The organism is Phenylobacterium sp. (assembly GCF_046291545.1).
Classification (GTDB): Bacteria; Pseudomonadota; Alphaproteobacteria; order Caulobacterales; family Caulobacteraceae; genus Phenylobacterium.
Window position 1 is genome coordinate 82,225 of record NZ_JBKBSM010000001.1, and the last position, 14,951, is coordinate 97,175.

General features: G+C 71.7%; 17 protein-coding genes. 6 read left to right on the forward strand and 11 right to left on the reverse strand.

Annotation, left to right across the window (positions count from 1 at the left end):
- Positions 1-24: 24 nt before the first annotated feature.
- Positions 25-369, forward strand: a complete 345-nt coding sequence (locus tag ACK4YQ_RS00455) for a hypothetical protein (protein ID WP_409607154.1) — start codon at positions 25-27, stop codon at positions 367-369.
- Positions 370-410: 41 nt separating this feature from the next.
- On the opposite strand, the gene ACK4YQ_RS00460 is transcribed toward ACK4YQ_RS00455, so the two are convergent.
- Positions 411-1,055: a hypothetical protein gene (locus ACK4YQ_RS00460; protein ID WP_409607156.1), complete on the reverse strand. Its 645-nt coding sequence runs from the start codon at positions 1,053-1,055 to the stop codon at positions 411-413.
- Positions 1,056-1,138: 83 nt separating this feature from the next.
- On the opposite strand from ACK4YQ_RS00460, the gene ACK4YQ_RS00465 reads away from it, so the two are divergent.
- From ACK4YQ_RS00465 to ACK4YQ_RS00475, 3 genes are read left to right on the forward strand one after another with little or no spacing between them, the layout of a single operon-like run.
- Entirely contained in the window at positions 1,139-1,486 is a 348-nt protein-coding gene (locus ACK4YQ_RS00465; protein ID WP_409607158.1) for a hypothetical protein, read from the forward strand.
- Positions 1,483-3,039 carry a PepSY-associated TM helix domain-containing protein gene (locus ACK4YQ_RS00470; protein WP_409607160.1) on the forward strand — a complete coding sequence of 519 codons (1,557 nt, stop codon included), beginning with the start codon at positions 1,483-1,485 and terminating at the stop codon, positions 3,037-3,039. The genes ACK4YQ_RS00465 and ACK4YQ_RS00470 overlap by 4 nt, the downstream gene beginning before the upstream one ends.
- Complete coding sequence (locus ACK4YQ_RS00475; RefSeq protein ID WP_409607162.1) at positions 3,036-3,335, forward strand: DUF3325 domain-containing protein; 300 nt, start codon at positions 3,036-3,038, stop codon at positions 3,333-3,335. Before ACK4YQ_RS00470 ends, ACK4YQ_RS00475 begins: the two co-directional genes overlap by 4 nt.
- 22 nt (positions 3,336-3,357) lie before the next feature.
- Here the strand turns inward: ACK4YQ_RS00475 and ACK4YQ_RS00480 are convergent, their stop codons facing one another.
- From ACK4YQ_RS00480 to ACK4YQ_RS00490, 3 genes are read right to left on the reverse strand one after another with little or no spacing between them, the layout of a single operon-like run.
- Positions 3,358-4,368, reverse strand: a complete 1,011-nt coding sequence (locus tag ACK4YQ_RS00480; RefSeq protein ID WP_409607164.1) for an NAD(P)H-dependent flavin oxidoreductase — start codon at positions 4,366-4,368, stop codon at positions 3,358-3,360.
- 15 nt (positions 4,369-4,383) lie between these two features.
- A complete protein-coding gene (locus tag ACK4YQ_RS00485) occupies positions 4,384-4,827 on the reverse strand; it encodes an ester cyclase (RefSeq protein WP_409607166.1) in 444 nt (147 codons plus the stop codon).
- Positions 4,828-4,864: 37 nt separating this feature from the next.
- Positions 4,865-5,668: an MBL fold metallo-hydrolase gene (locus tag ACK4YQ_RS00490; RefSeq protein WP_409607168.1), complete on the reverse strand. Its 804-nt coding sequence runs from the start codon at positions 5,666-5,668 to the stop codon at positions 4,865-4,867.
- A 106-nt stretch (positions 5,669-5,774) separates the two neighbouring features.
- Here ACK4YQ_RS00490 and ACK4YQ_RS00495 point away from each other — a divergent pair, with 106 nt between their 5' ends.
- On the forward strand, positions 5,775-6,365 hold the full coding sequence (locus ACK4YQ_RS00495; protein WP_409607170.1) for a TetR/AcrR family transcriptional regulator: 591 nt from the start codon (positions 5,775-5,777) through the stop codon (positions 6,363-6,365).
- Here the strand turns inward: ACK4YQ_RS00495 and ACK4YQ_RS00500 are convergent.
- Both ACK4YQ_RS00500 and ACK4YQ_RS00505 read right to left on the reverse strand, forming a co-directional pair.
- Positions 6,362-7,129: an SDR family NAD(P)-dependent oxidoreductase gene (locus ACK4YQ_RS00500; protein WP_409607172.1), complete on the reverse strand. Its 768-nt coding sequence runs from the start codon at positions 7,127-7,129 to the stop codon at positions 6,362-6,364. The two genes, ACK4YQ_RS00495 and ACK4YQ_RS00500, sit on opposite strands and share 4 nt — an antisense overlap.
- A gap of 93 nt (positions 7,130-7,222) precedes the next feature.
- Positions 7,223-8,266 carry an aldose epimerase family protein gene (locus tag ACK4YQ_RS00505; RefSeq protein WP_409607174.1) on the reverse strand — a complete coding sequence of 348 codons (1,044 nt, stop codon included), beginning with the start codon at positions 8,264-8,266 and terminating at the stop codon, positions 7,223-7,225.
- Between the two features lie 133 nt (positions 8,267-8,399).
- Between ACK4YQ_RS00505 and ACK4YQ_RS00510 the strand changes: the two genes are divergently transcribed.
- Positions 8,400-8,912 carry an SRPBCC family protein gene (locus ACK4YQ_RS00510; RefSeq protein ID WP_409607176.1) on the forward strand — a complete coding sequence of 171 codons (513 nt, stop codon included), beginning with the start codon at positions 8,400-8,402 and terminating at the stop codon, positions 8,910-8,912.
- 15 nt (positions 8,913-8,927) lie between these two features.
- On the opposite strand, the gene ACK4YQ_RS00515 is transcribed toward ACK4YQ_RS00510, so the two are convergent.
- Genes ACK4YQ_RS00515 through ACK4YQ_RS00535 form a run of 5 tightly spaced genes read right to left on the reverse strand, consistent with a single transcriptional unit; the run spans position 8,928 to position 14,944 of the window.
- On the reverse strand, positions 8,928-10,211 hold the full coding sequence (locus ACK4YQ_RS00515; RefSeq protein ID WP_409607178.1) for an NAD(P)/FAD-dependent oxidoreductase: 1,284 nt from the start codon (positions 10,209-10,211) through the stop codon (positions 8,928-8,930).
- 6 nt (positions 10,212-10,217) lie between these two features.
- Positions 10,218-11,621, reverse strand: coding sequence for a glutamine synthetase family protein (locus ACK4YQ_RS00520; RefSeq protein WP_409607180.1), 1,404 nt, complete (start codon positions 11,619-11,621; stop codon positions 10,218-10,220).
- 20 nt (positions 11,622-11,641) lie between these two features.
- Positions 11,642-13,030, reverse strand: a complete 1,389-nt coding sequence (locus ACK4YQ_RS00525) for an aspartate aminotransferase family protein (protein ID WP_409607182.1) — start codon at positions 13,028-13,030, stop codon at positions 11,642-11,644.
- 25 nt (positions 13,031-13,055) lie between these two features.
- Positions 13,056-13,805 (reverse strand): gamma-glutamyl-gamma-aminobutyrate hydrolase family protein, encoded by a 750-nt coding sequence (locus ACK4YQ_RS00530; protein WP_409607184.1) that lies wholly within the window; start codon positions 13,803-13,805, stop codon positions 13,056-13,058.
- An 8-nt stretch (positions 13,806-13,813) separates the two neighbouring features.
- Positions 13,814-14,944, reverse strand: a complete 1,131-nt coding sequence (locus ACK4YQ_RS00535; protein ID WP_409607186.1) for an ABC transporter ATP-binding protein — start codon at positions 14,942-14,944, stop codon at positions 13,814-13,816.
- Positions 14,945-14,951 lie beyond the last annotated feature (7 nt).

A 14,951-nucleotide genomic window follows, 5' to 3' on the forward strand; every position in this document is an offset into this window, starting at 1 on the left:
GGCGAAACCGAAGGGAGACGCTTCATGCCTCACCAGACCCCGCAGTCCCCGAAGGCCACCGCGCAGAACGCCGCGACGGAGCCGACGGCGCCGAACGACCAGGCGCGCGAGCAACACCGCAGCGTCAGGCCGGAGCCGCGGGCCTACGCCGCCCCGGACGTCGGCGACGCATCCCTGGCCCCGCCCGCCGCGGGCGAAGTCGGCGACTACGCCGACGAGGGCGAGGCCTTGGGCGCGCCGGGCATGCAGCAGGGCCGCACCCATGCGGGGCGGCCGATCAAGACCGAGGCGGAGGCCGGCCAGGGACGCAAGACCCGCCAGGCCAACCGCGACATCGTCAAGCGCGGGCTCTACCGGGACTCCCGCTGACGGCGAAACCCAGCGGCCGCACGCTCAGGCGCCGACGAAGATCAGGGCTTCACGAAGGTCAGGGTGGAGATGTGGTAGACCTTGGCCACGGGTACGCCCGCCAGCGTGGCGGGCTCGGCCGCTTCGTGGGTGACGCCCAGGATGTAGCGGCCGCTCCATGAGGTGGGCGCGGTGAAGCGGCCCGAGGCGTCGGTGCGGAAGGTCTTAGACCAGCGGTCAGGGTTGATCAGGGTGACCGCGGCGTCGGCCACCGGCGCGCCCTTGTAGACCACCTTGAAAACGTCGCCGCCCGGTTCCACAGGGGCGATCTCCAGGTCGAGCGCCGTGCGGGTCTCGCTGCGCCCGGCGCGGGCGTAGTAGATCGCGCCTTCGCGGGCCTCGCCCTCCCCCCAGGGCTCGAACACCGCTGGATCGCGGAGGCGAACGTCGCCCTCGCCCGCGACGGCGGCCTCGATATGGTTGGCGCGGCGAGTCAGCGGGGCGGGCTTGGCCGCATCGGCGGTGAACACCACGGGCGCCTTCAGCTTAGGAAACTCCGGGTCCCCATTCGCCGGCGGAACCTCCATGGGCTCGCCCAGATAGACGCGTGCAGGGCCTGCGCCGTCGCGCTCGACCCACACCTCGTGAGCCGCGGCCGGACCGGCTAGGACGAGCGCGGCGAGCGCGGCGGGCAACATCTTCAGCATGACGACCTCCCGGAGGCCCGGATCAGCCGGGCCGCTGTTGCGAGTGAATTGCAAAACCATCCAGGCCCGCATATAGCAACTGCGTGTCGCTCGCAAATCATGATCCCGCCAACCGCCGCGGCGCTGCGGCGAGAGCCCGTTCGCCCGACCTTCAGCGGCGCCTGGAGGTGGCGACGCGCACGCTCGCCGCCGTGGTCGGCGGCTATGCCGCCACCGCCCTGATCACCGCCCTGCTCGCCCGGCACCTGCCGATGGCCCGGGCCGAGGCGACGATGACCGCCACCCTGGCCTCGTTCGGAATCTACGCCGCGGTGCTCATGACGGCCTTCGCCGTGCGGCGGACGGCGACGGCGCTCGTGGGCCTGGGCGCGACGGTCGCGCTCCTGGGCGCGGCGCTTTGGCTGTCGTTCCAGCTGGGGGGCCGCGCGTGAAGGGCGCGTTCCGCCAGTCGATGGCCTGGCTGCACACCTGGACGGGCCTGGTGGTCGGCTGGGCCCTGTTCGTGATCTTCGCCACCGGCTCGGCGGCCTATTTCCAGGAGGAGATCACCGCCTGGATGCAGCCGGAGGCGCGGCCCGCCACCAATCCCGTCCAGGCGGCCGAGGACGCCCTGGCCTTTCAGCAGCGCGCCGCGCCCGAAGTCCTTGGCCTCTACGTCACCTTGCCGGGCCCGCGCGGGGCGGCGACCCAGCTCTTCTGGTATCCTGAAGCGGACGGGCGCGAGCCGGGCCGGGAGGCGACCGCCTGGCTGGATGCGAGCGGCCGGGAAGTCGCCGCGCGGGCGACGGAAGGCGGCTACTTCCTCTACCGCTTCCATTTCGACCTGCACTACCTGCCGGTGATCTGGGCCCGCTACCTGGTGGGCGTTTGCGCCATGACCATGCTGGCGGCGATTCTGACCGGGATCGTCACGCACAAGAAGATCTTCGCCGACTTCTTCACCCTGAGGCTCGGCAAGGGCCAGAGGAGCTGGCTGGACGCGCACAACGTGACCGGCGTCCTGGCCCTGCCCTTCCACCTGATGATCACCTACACGGGCCTGGTCAGCCTGGGCTCGCAGTACATGCCCTTCGGCATACAGGCGGCCTATGAGGACCCGTTCACCTATCAGGCCGAGATTCTCCCGACCGGCCCCGCCGCAGCGCCCGCCGGGAGGGCCGCGCCGGCGGCGCCGCTGGCGCCGATGTTCGCCGTGGCCGCCGAACGCTGGGACGGGGCGCGGGTGGGTTTCGTCAACGTGGCCAACCCCGGCGACGCCAACGCCAGGGTGACCCTGGTCCGCGCCAGCGACGCGGGCATGGCCACCCGCGGGGAGAGCCTGGTGTTCGACGGCGTGACCGGCGCGCTGATCGCCCCGGCCAGCAACACGGCGCCGGCGGCGAAGACCGAGAGCGTGATGATCGGGCTGCACGCCGGCCGCTACGCCGGAACGCTGCTGCGCTGGCTCTATTTCCTGTGCGGCCTGGCCGGGGCGGCGATGATCGCTACCGGCCTGGTGCTGTGGACCGTCAAGCGACGGGCCAAGCTGCCCGATCCTGCGCGCCCGCACTTCGGTTTTCGCCTGGTGGAGCGGCTGAACGTGGCGGCGGTGGCGGGCTTTCCCCTGGGCCTGGCCAGCTATTTCCTGGCCAATCGCCTGCTGCCGCTGGGCCTTACGGGCCGGGCCCAATGGGAGGTCCACTGCATCTTCATCGCCTGGGGCGCGGCGGCGGCCTGGGCGATGGTGCGGCCCCCGCGGCTGGCCTGGACCGAGGTGCTGGGCGCGGCGGCGGCGGCCTTCGCCCTCGTGCCGGTGGTCAACGCCCTGACGACCCCGCGCAACCTGGTCGCCAGCCTGGTCCAGGGCGACTTCGCGTTCGCCGCGGTGGACCTGGTGATGATCGCTCTGGCGGCGGCCTTCGCCTGGGCCGCCCGCAAGGCGGCGAGCTCCGCGGCCGCCAGGCCCCGGCCGGCGCCGGCGCGGGCGGCGGGGGCCGAAGCGTGATCGAGCTGCTCCTCCTTGTGACGGCCGGCGCCGGTTTCGCGCTGCTCTGCCTGAGCCTGCCGCGGCACCAGACCGAGGTGCTGAGGCGGCGGCTGTCGCCGCAACGCTCACGCCTTCTGCGCGGATGGGGCTTCGCCGGGCTGGGACTGTCCTACGCCCTGGCCCTGGGCGCCCTGGGCTTCGGCCGGGGGACGGTGACCTGGACCGGGCTCGCCGCCGTGGCCGCCGCGACTGTGGTGGCCGGACTGATGATCCAGGCCGGCCGCAGCCAGGCGAGCGGCGGCCGGCGCCGCTGAGGGCCGGCCGCGCCGGGCCGCCTCAGGCCGCGCTGGCCAGGACGGCCAGGCGCGCCAGGGCCGCCCTCGCCTCCGCCGTCATCCGCCGGACGATCTCGGCGGCCGGCAGCACCGCCTCGATGGCGCCGACGCCCTGGCCGGCGGTGAGGCAGGCCTGCTCGAGGTCACCCTCGAAGCTGCGCATCGGCAGGATCGCGCTGTAGCGCGGCAGGGGCGTCGGCTGGTCGCCGATCCGCACGGAGCCGATGACCTCGCCCGCCGCCTCGGCGACCGCCTCCGCCTCCCGGCCGACCGCGGCGCGGGCGCCGTCGTTGAGCAGGACGCGCATCGGCTGGTCCGGCCACTCGGGGCCGTAGATCGAGGTGACGACGGTGTCGCCGACGTCGGCGGCGACGACGCGCCCCTTGTAGCCCTCATGGGCGTCGGCCTCGACGGACGCCAGGAAGCGGCTGCCGCACCAGACCGCGTCCGCCCCCAGGACCAGGGCCGCGGCCATGGACGCGCCGTCGACGACTCCGCCGGCGGCCAGCATCGGCAGGTCGGGGAACAGCCGGCGCACGCGCGGGAACAGGGTCAGGGTCGAGGCCTCGGAGCGGTTGTGGCCGCCGGCCTCCGCCCCCTGGACGACCAGGGCGTCGACGCCCAGGGCGACCGAGGCGCGGGCCTCGGCCACCGAGCCGACCTGCATCCACACATCGACGCCGGCGGCCTGGAGGCGCTCGACCTGTTCGGCGGAGGGCAGGCTCCAGAAGAAGATCGCCAAAGGGACCTTGTGCTCGATCAGCACGTCCAGGTGGGCGTCGGTCACGAAGTCGCCGATCAGGTCGACGCCGAAGGGGCGGCGGGTGAGGCCGCGCAGCTCGGCGACCATGGCGGCCAGGGCCTCGGGCGGGCTCACGTCGCAGCCGATGGTTCCGAGGCCGCCGGCGTTGGAGACGGCCGCGGCGAGCGCGGGGCGCGCCACCATCGCCATGCCGGCGTTGACGATGGGCGTGGTCAGGCCGAAGCGGCGGGTGATGGACGTGGAGAACATGGATCCGGCTCCCTGTCAGGCGGCCAGGGCGGGGATCGCGCCGATCCCGGCCAGGAGCTGGAGTTCGTCGATGTGCAGCCAGGTCTCGGCGATCAGGCCACGCTCCATGCGATAGAGCGCCATGCCGTCGAAGCCGATCCGGCGGCCGTCAGGTTCGACGCCGGCGAAGGCGCCGACATGGTCGACCTCGACCCGCCAGCGCACGGCGACGAAGGCCTCGTCGGCGACGGTGACGTGGATGGTGAAGGCCATGCCGTCGAAGGCCTGCCGGAAGGTGCGGAAGAAGGCCTTGTAGCTTTCGCGGTCGACGGGATCGCCGCCGGGAAATCCGTGGCAGACGATGGCCGGCGAGACGGTCTCGTCGATCACGGCGAGGCCGGCGAGGTCCGGGCCATGCGTGCCGGCCAGGAAGCGCGCCACCGTGCGGCGGTTGGCGTCGATGGTGTCGGATGCGGTCATAGGAAGGGTCTCGAACAGGTGGTGGGAGGGGACGGCGTCAGGCGGCGAGGGCCGCCGCGACCGCCTCGGCGGCCAGGGGATCGGGGGCGCGCTCGGCGCCGCTGGCCCACGCGTCGGCGACGATGCGCGCCAGGGGCTCGATCGGACCGCAGGCCAACGGCAGGTGGCCGCTCAGCACCACGGCCGGATCTAGACGCGCGAGCCCGTTGAGGGCGGCGGCCAACGCGGCCGGATCGGTGAGCTGGAGCCAGGGGGCGTCGATCGCCGACCAGGCGACCATGCCGTCGCGCAGGTCGTCGGGCGCGATCGCCTCCACCGAGTCGGCCGGCGCCGGCAGCAGGGCGCCGAAGCTGTCGGCGGCGAACAGAACCCGCGAAGCCGGATCGAAGAAGCCGAGGGTTTCGGGGGCGTCGTAGTAGGGCGGCCGCAGCGGCACAAGGCTGCGCCCGCCGACCTCGAAGCGATCGCCCGGCTGCAGCACGTGGGCGCGGGCGGGGTCGATGCCGGCCAGGCCCATCTTTCCGGCCCCCAGGAAGCTGGTGACGACACGGGCCCGAGGCGCGCGGTCCAGGATGGCGGCCAGGGCGCCGGTGTGGTCGGCGTCCAGGTGGCTGAGCCAAATCCAGTTCAGGGTCGACAGGTCGACCGCCTGCTCCAGGGCGGCGACGAAGGGATCGGCCAGGGCGGCGAGGCCCGTGTCGACCAGCATCGGCTCCGGGCCTTCCAGCAGGAAGCTGTTGACGGCCAGGGCGCCGAGGCCGGGGACCGGCATGAAGGCGGGCAGGACCGACCAGTCGGCGGCGGCGCGCTGAATCGGCGACAGGACAGGGGCGTCGAGCATCGCGGTTCCTTTCGGCAATTTCATTGAACATGTACGTTTGTTGAAATCTGGCTACCCTGCAGGCCGGACGCTTGTCAAGCGTTCATTGCACAGATATGTTCATCGAATGTCGGGAAAGCGGCCGTACACCCTGCGTAAGCGCGCGGAATCACAGGATGAAACGCGCCAGCGGATCGTCGAGGCCACCATGCATCTTCACGAGGAGATCGGCCCGCGGGCGACCACGATCAGCGCCATCGCCGAGCGGGCCGGGGTGCAGCGGCTGACGGTCTATCGCCACTTCCCCGACGAGACGGCGGTGTTCCAGGCCTGCACCTCGCACTGGCTGACCCTGCACCCGCCGCCCGACCCCATCGCCTGGTCGAAGGTCGAGGACGGGCTGGAGCGGGCGCGCCAGGCGCTCGAGGCCTTCTACGGCTATTATGCCGGCACCGAGCGGATGTGGACGGCGGCGTTCCGCGACGTCGCCGAGGTGCCGGCGCTGCAGGGGCCGATGGCCGAGGTCGGCGCCTTCATGGGCGCGGTGGGCGACGACCTGATCGCGCGTCTGGATCCGGCGGCGCAGAACCCGGCGCTGTCCGCCACGGTGCGTCACGCCCTTGCGTTCCCGACCTGGCGCTCGCTGGACGAACTCGGCCTGGATCATGCCCAGGCGGTGGCGACGGCGATGATCTGGATCGCCGCCGCCCGCGGCTAGTGGGCGGTGTAGCCGCCGTCGATCACCAGTTCGGCGCCGGTGACGAACTTGGCCTCGTCGGAGGCCAGGTAGACCGCGCCCCAGGCGATGTCGTCCGGCTCGCCGATGTGGCCGAGGGGGTGCAGGGCGTCGGTCGCCTTGCGGCCTTCGGAGATGTCGCCCATGGCCTCCAGATGGTGCTCGACCATCGGCGTCCAGATGAAGCCGGGATGGATGGAGTTCACCCGGATCCGGTCAGGGGCGTAGATCAGGGCGTCGGTCTTGCTCATCAGGCGCACCGCGCCCTTGGAGGCGTGATAGGGCGGCACGTCGGGCGCGCCGACGAGGCCGTAGATCGAGGACAGATTGATGATCGAGCCGCCCCCGGCCGCCTTCAGGTGGGGGATGGCGTGCTTGGTGCAGAAGAAGACGCCCTTGACGTTCACCGCCTGGACGAAGTCCCACTCGGCCTCGGTGACCTCGTGGGTCGGCTTGTTGGCGCCGGAGACGCCGGCGTTGTTCACCAGGATGTCGAGGCGGCCGAAGTGCGCGGCGGCTTCGCCGATCACCCGGGCCACCTCGGCCTCGGAGGTGACGTCGCAGCGCCAGAATCGGGCCTTGAACCCGCGCCCCTGAAGCTCGGCGGCGAAGGCCGCGCCCTCGGCCTCGAGCATGTCGAACACCGCGACGGCGGCGCCCTCCTCGGCCATGCGGATGGCGGTGGCGCGGCCAAGGCCGAGCGCTGCGCCGGTGATGATCGCGACCTTGCCCTGCAGGCGGTTCATGTCGGCTCTCCTCTCGCTGGACGGCGCCGCCCGATGGCGGCTGGGAATGGTCCCCACTAAACGCCAGAAGGGCGCGACCGGCCTTGCGCGACGTCAAGAAGAGGCCGCATCGGTCCCGAACGTCAGCGCCTGGCGCCAGCGGAACACCTGCCCGGGCTGCAGCACGGCGGGGCGATCCGGCCGCGCCTGGGGTTCGAGGGCCACGCCGGCGCCCGCGCCGTAGAGGCGGCCGGCCTTGCCTGGGGGACCGCCGGAGAGCCCGCCCCCGCCATAGGCGACGAAGGCCTCGGCGTCGGTTTCGATGGTGAGGCTGCGGCCCGACGGCGGATGGTCGAGACGGGCGGCCGGCTCGCGGTCGGCGAGGACGAAGACGTGGTCGAGGCCGCCCACGGCCCGCACCGCCGGATCGTCGGCGGCGATCACCTCGGCCAGGCGTCGGGGCGCGCGCAGGTCCAGGGCCGTGCCGGCGACGGAGCTGGGCGTCCGGGCGGGCACCAGGTCCTCGCCCATGAGGAAGGCCTCGTCGGCGGCGATGCGCAGGCGGTGGTCGCCGATGTCGCCGCCCGCCCCGGACAGGTTCCAGTACGGATGGCTGGTCAGGTTCACCCGGGTGGGCGCATCGCACCTGGCCTGAAGGTCGAGCGACAGCCGGCCGGAGGGCTCAAGCCGCCAGGTCGCCTCCACGCCGAGGGCGCCGGGAAAGCCCTGGTCGCCGTCGGGGCTGTGGTGGACCAGGCGCAGGACCGCCGCGCCCCCGTCGAGCCCGGTGGATTCGACGCGCCAGAGCGCCCGGTCGAAGCCGGCCGGGCCGCCGTGCAGGGTGTTCGCGCCATCGTTGCGGCCGAGTTGGAAGACGCGCGCGCCGACCTTCAGCCGGCCGCCGGCGATCCGTCCGGCCACGCGGCCGATCAGGGCGCCCATGTAGGCGCGGTCGGCGAGGTAGCCGGCCAGGTCGTCGAAGCCCAGGACGACGTCGGCGAGCCGCCCCTCCCGGTCGGGCGTCAGGAGAGACTGGACGATCCCGCCGAGGCTGAGCACACGCACGCTGACCCCGGCGGGGGAAGACAGGGTGAAGGCCTGGACCTCACGCCCGTCGGGCAGGCGGCCGAAGGGCTGGGACTGAATCTGGACGGTCATGGCGGGGCCGCGGAATCGGGACGATCGCAGGACCATACCGCCGGCGGGCGCGATCGACGCGGGGTTTGACCTCGATCAAGGCCGCCCGCGCCGCCCGCCCGGCAGAACCTGTGCAAACAGGATGGAGGCGAGCATGGGCGAGGGACAGGACATCGGAACCGAGCCGGACCTGGGGGTGCTGACCCGCGGCGACGGTTTCGTGCAGGCCAAGCTGACCCGGCTGTTCGACCATCCGCCGGCGAAGGTGTGGGCCGCCCTGACGGACGCGTCGCAACTGCCCCTGTGGCTGGCGCCAGGCGAGATCGCGCCCGAGGTCGGCGGCCCGGCGCGGCTGGACTTCGTGGACAGCGGCATCGTCATCGACAGCAAGGTCACGGCCTATGAGCCGCCGCGGCTGGTGGAATACTCCTGGAGCGGACCTGGCGAGCCGGAGCGGCCGCTGCGGTGGGAAGTGGCGGCCGAAGGCGACGGCGCACGCCTGACCCTCACCCTGCGCAGCCCGGCGGGCGAGGACGCGGCGCGAAGCTGCGCCGGGTGGGAGGCGCACCTCGAGATGCTGGCGGCGGCGCTGGAGGGCGTGCCGATCAAGTTCCCGTTCGAGCGGTTCAAGACCACCCGCGAAGCCTACAAGGCGATGCTGGTCTGAGGACCCGGCGGGGGCTCAGAGCCGGTCGCGCAGGGCGTACCAGCTCATGCCGGCCACCAGGGCCGGCCAGCGCAGCAGGCGCCCGCCCGGGAACGGCGGGGTTGGCAGCCGGGCCAGCAGGTCGAAATCCCCGGTCTCGCCGAGCGCAGCCAGGGCAAGCACGCGGCCGCACCAGGGCGCCAGCATCACGCCCTGGCCGGAATAGCCGGTGATGGCGCGGACTCCCGGAGCGAGTTCGGCCGCATAGGGGACGCGGCTCATGGTGATGCCCAGCCTGCCGCCCCAGGCGTGGGTGATGCGCGCGTCGTGCAGACGCGGATAGACGCGGAGCATCCGCTTGCGGACGAAGGCGGCCAGGTTGGGCGGATCCCAGGGGGTGTAGGTCTCGCCGCCGCCGAACAGCAGGCGTCCGTCCGGCGTCTTGCGGAAGTAGTTGACCACGAACCGGCTGTCCGAGACGGCGGCGTTGGAGCGGATGATCAGGTCCGCGTCCGCGCCCAGGGGCTCGGTCGCCAGGACGAAGTTGCTGATCGGCATGACGCGGGCGTCGATGCGGGGCGAGAGGCCGTCGCCATAGCCGTCGCCAGTGACGATGAGCTGGTCGCAGGTCACGCGCCCGCCGTCCGTATGGACCAGGATGCGGCCGCCGTCGCGTCGCCAGGCGCTCACGCGGGAGCCCTCGTGGATGACGGCGCCTTCGTCCAGGGCCGCGCGGGCCAGGCCGAGGGCGAGGTTGAGCGGGTGCACATGGCCGCCGCCACGGTCGACCACCCCGCCGAAGTAGACGTCCGTGCCGAGTTCGGCGCGCAGGGCGTCCCGGCCGATTGGCTCGATCAGCTCATAGCCGTAGCGCTCGCGCAGATGGGCGATGTGGGCCTGGTTCGCCGCCTCCTGCCCCGGCCGGTGGTCGGCGTGGATCAGGCCCATCGTCAGGTCGCAATCGATGGCCCGTTCGGCGATGGTGCGCAGGAGCCAGTGGCGCGCGTTCTCGGCCAGGCGCCACAGGTCGGCCGCGTCGGCCGCCCCTACCGCCCTTTCGAGCCAGACCTGATCGCGCCGCTGGCCGACATGGATCTGGCCGCCGTTGCGCCCCGAGCCGCCGGACCCCACGGTGGCCGCTTCCAGCAGGACGACCCGCACGCCCCGCTCGGCCAGGGTCAGGGCGGCGCCGAGGCCGGTGAACCCCGCGCCCACCACGCAGACGTCGGCCCGCGCCTCGCCGGCCAGGGGCGGCTGGGGCGGAAAGGGGTTGGCGGTCGCGGCGTACCAGGAACCCGCGGGATGGCCGGCGTTGCGCACGGGGACCTAGACGTTCAGCAGCAGGAACTCGCGCTCCCAGGGGCTGATCGTGCGCATGAACACCTCGTACTCGGTCTGCTTCACCCGGCTGAAGGCGGCGACGAAGCTGGCGCCGAGGAGCTCGGCCAGCGGCTCGCAGTTCTCGAACAGCACCACCGATTCCAGGAGACTGCGCGGCAGGGCGATGCCGGTCTGATTGGCGTCGTGGTCGTAGGGCTCGGTCGGCGTCAGCTCCTCGATCATGCCCAGGTAGCCCGCGGCCAGGGAGGCGGCGATCGCCAGGTAGGGATTGGCGTCCGAGGAGGGGATGCGGTTCTCCACCCGCCGGTTCTGGGGATCGGACGGCGGCACGCGCAGGCCGGCGGTGCGGTTGTCGTGCCCCCATTGCAGGTTCACCGGCGCGCCGGAGTCGCGGGCGATCCGGCGGTAGGAGTTCACGTAGGGCGCCATGATCGCCATGATCGCCGGCAGGTACTTCTGCAGCCCGGCGATGAAGGCGAAGAAGGTCGGCGTCGGCTCGCCGGTCTCGGGATCAGAGAACAGGTTCCTGCCGTTGGCGGCGTCGACCACCGACTGGTGGATGTGCATCGCCGAACCGGGCTCGGCGGCCATCGGCTTGGCCATGAAGGTGGCGTAGATGTCGTGCTCCATCGCCGCCTCGCGGATGGTGCGCTTGAACATGAACACCTGGTCGGCCAGCTCCAGGGCGTCGCCGTGGCGCAGGTTGATCTCCATCTGCGCCACGCCGCTTTCGTGGATCAGGGTGTCGATCTCCAGGCCCTGGCGCTCGGAATACTCGTACATGTCCTCGAACAGGGCGTCGAACTCGTTGACCGCCGAGATCGAATAGCCCTGGCGGCCGGTCTCGGGCCGGCCCGAGCGGCCGACGGGCGGCTTCAGCGGATAGTCCGGGTCGATGTTCTTCTCGACCAGATAGAACTCCATCTCCGGCGCGACCACAGGACGCCAGCCCTTGGCCTCATAGGCCTGGACCACGCGGCGCAGCACCTGGCGCGGGCTTTCCCCGACCGGCCGTCCGTCGGGGTGGAAGGCGTCGTGGATCACCTGGGCGGTCGGATCGCTGGCCCAGGGCACCACGGCCAGGGTGGCGAGGTCGGGGTGCAAGAAGACGTCCGTGTCGGACTGCACCGCGCCCACCAGGCCCTCGAGTTCGGGGAAGTCTCCGGTGATGGTCTGGTAGAAGACCGCGAGCGGCAGGTTCATGGCAGGCATCGCCAGGAACTTGCGCACGGGCATGATCTTGCCCCGGGCGACCCCCGCGAGGTCGGGGATCATGCACTCGATCTCCTCGATCCCCTGGCGGCGGCACCAGTCGGCGGCCTCATCGAGGGTGGCGACGCCGCGCTTGTCGGAGGGACCTGGCTTGGCCTTCTTTTCCTTGTACTTCATGGCTGGGCTCCCGAGCCCCCTTATAGCGCCCTCAGGGCTGGAGCGGCCTCGTCGAGCGAGCGGGCGATGGTGTCGACGAGGCGATCGATCTCGGCGTGGGTGATGATCAGCGGCGGGCAGCAGACGATCGTATCGCGGATGCCGCGCACCATCAGTCCGTTCTTGATGCAGATGTCGCGGACCATGGGGCCGGCGGTCCCCTCCTCGCCCTTGAAGCGCTTGCTGGTCCCCTTCTCGGCGACGATCTCGACCGCGCCGAGAAGCCCGATGGAGCGGGCCTCGCCCACCAGGGGATGGCCGGCGAGCCGGTCGGCGAAGGCCTTGGCCAGATAGGGGCCGGTGTCCTCGCGAGTGCGCTCGACGAGGCCCTCGCGCTCCATGATCTCGATGTTCTTCAGCGCTACGGCCGCGCAGGTCGGATGGCCCGAGTAGGTGAAGCCGTGGACGAAGTCGCCCCCCTTCTCGCGCAGCTCGCGCACGATGTGGTCCGCCACGCCGACGGCGGAGATCGGCAGGTAGCCGCTGGACAGGCCCTTGGCCATCGGCACGAGGTCGGGGGTGATCCCGTAGTGCTGATGGCCGAACCACTCGCCGAGGCGGCCGAAGCCGGTGATGACTTCGTCGCAGACCAGCAGGATTCCGTACTTGCGGCAGATGGCCTCCACCCGTTTCCAGTAGCCCGGCGGGGGGATGATCACGCCGCCCGCGCCCTGCACCGGCTCGCCGATGAAGGCGGCCACGTTCTCCGGACCCACCGCCAGGATGCGGTCCTCGATCGCCTGGGCCGCCCGGGCGGCGAAGGCGTCCGGCTCCTCGCCGAAGGCTTCGCCGAACAGGTAGGGCTGCATGACGTGCTCGACGCCGGGGATCGGCAGGTCGCCCTGGACATGCATGTGCTTCATGCCGCCGAGGCTGACGCCGGCTACGGTGGACCCGTGATAGGCGTTCCAGCGGCTGATGAAGACGGTGCGCTGCGGCTCGCCCTTGAGTTTCCAGTAGTGGCGCACCAGGCGGAAGACCGTGTCGTTGGCTTCCGACCCCGAGGAATTGAAGAAGACGTGGGTGAGCGCCCCGCCGAGCTTCTCGGCGATCCTGGCGGCGAGCTTCACCGTGGGCGGCGTCGCGGTCTTGAAGAAGGTGTTGTAGTACGGCAGCTCCAGCATCTGGTCGTAGGCCGCCTGGGCCAGTTCGGTCCGACCGTAGCCGATGTTGACGCACCAGAGCCCCGCCATGCCGTCGAGAATGGCGTTCCCTTCCCCGTCGTAGATGGTCGAGCCCTCGGCGCGGGTGATGATGCGGCTGCCCCCCAGTTCGGCGATCAGCTTGTGGTCGGCCTGGGCCGGCAGGTGGTGGGCCAGATCCAGGCGGCGGAGTTCGGCGATGTCGTAGTTGCGGAGGGGGGCGGACACGTCTGTCACCTTTGGAATGCGGCCCTCAGGCCGTCAGGGGATCGCCGCGGAGGGCGCGGCCGAAGAGCGCGAAAAACGCGCGCGAGTTGGGATCGGCCTGCGGCTGCCACTCCGGATGCCACTGGACCGCAAGAAGCGGGGCGCCGGACAGGTCGGCGGAGACGGCCTCGACCACGCCATCGTCGGCGCGCGCCTCGACCCTGAGCCCTTCGCCGAGCCGGTCGACGCCCTGGTAGTGCACGGAGTTGACCGTGATGCGCTCGGCACCCAGGCCCCGCGCCAGGACCCCGCCGGGAACCAGCGAGACCGGATGGCGGTGGTCGAACATCTCGTTGAAGCCGACGTCGTCGGGGGCGTGATGCGCGAGTTCGGTCGCGCCGAGATCGCGGCGCAGGGCGCCGCCGAAGGCGACGTTGATCTCCTGCAGGCCGCGGCAGACGCCGAAGACCGGCTTGCCGAGGTCGGCCATGGCCTTGATCAGGTCGGCGGTCATGGCGTCGCGGCCGGGATCGAAGGGCCCCGGGGCGTCGTCGGCGGCCTGGCCGTAGCGGTCGGGCGACAGGTTGGAGGGGCTGCCGGTGAGGAACAGGCCGTCCAGGCGCGCGGCGACCTCGGAGGCGCGCATCAGCTCGGGCATGGAGGGCACCAGCAGGGCCGCGGCGTCGGCATGGGCCAGCACTCCGGCGACGTAGCGGTTCATCACCGCCTGGGCCGGCTCGATCCCGACGATGCGGGTGCAGCAGATGACGCCCGCGACGGGCCGCGCGGCGGACATGGAACTCCCTACGACAACAGCACGGCCGGCGAGCAGGCGTGCCAGAAGAGCCAGACCTCTTCGCCGACGGCGAAGTCCTCCTGGTCCCAGCGGGTGAGGTTCGAACGGGACACCTTGATCCGCCGGCCGCCGGCGATCTCCACTTCATAGACGCTTTCGCTGCCCAGGTAGACCTCCTGGTGGATCACGCCGGGCACCGCGTTGGCGCCGGCCGGGGCGTCGTCGATGGACGGCAGGGGCGAGCCGGGGCCGCGCTTGTGCAGCTCTATCTTCTCCGGCCTCAGGGCCGCCCAGACCGTGGATCCCTTAGCGCCGGTGACGCCGTGGTCGAGGAAGATGTCGGCCTCGATCTCCGGCGACTTGATGATGGCGTGGTCGGGCTCGTCCACCACCAGCGCGCCTTCGAACAGGTTCACCTGGCCGATGAAGTCGGCGACGAACCGGGAGTTGGGGAACTCGTAGAGGTCGTTGGGCGGGGCGACCTGCTGCAGGAGGCCGCGGTTCATCACCGCGCAGCGGGTGGCCAGGGCCAGGGCCTCGTCCTGGTCGTGGGTGACCATGATGAAGGTGACGCCGACCTTCTCCTGAAGGGAGGAAAGCTCGGTGCGCATCTGGTCGCGCAGCTTGGCGTCCAGGGCCGAGAGCGGCTCGTCGAGGAGCAGCACGCGGGGGCGCTTGACCAGGGCCCTCGCCAGGGCGACCCGCTGGCGCTGGCCGCCGGAGAGCTGATCCGGCTTGCGCGCGCCCAGCCCCTCGAGCTGGACCAGGGCCAGGGCCTCCTCCACCCGCCGCTCGCGCTCGCCGGCGGGCACGCGGTCGACCTTGAGGCCATAGCCGACGTTCTCGGCGACGGTCATGTGCGGGAACACGGCGTAGGACTGGAACACCATGTTCACCGGCCGCTTGTTGGGCGGGATGGAGGAGATGTCCTTGCCGTCGATGAGGATGCGGCCTTCGGTGGGCGTCTCGAAGCCGGCGAGCATGCGCAGGAGCGTGGTCTTGCCGCAGCCGGAAGGACCCAGGAGGCAGAAGAACTCGCCCTCGGCGATGGTCAGGCTGACGTCGTCGACGGCGACCATCTTGCCGAAGCGCTTGGTCACGTTCTCGAAGCTGATGATCGGCTTGCCGGTGTCGGACATGGGAGGC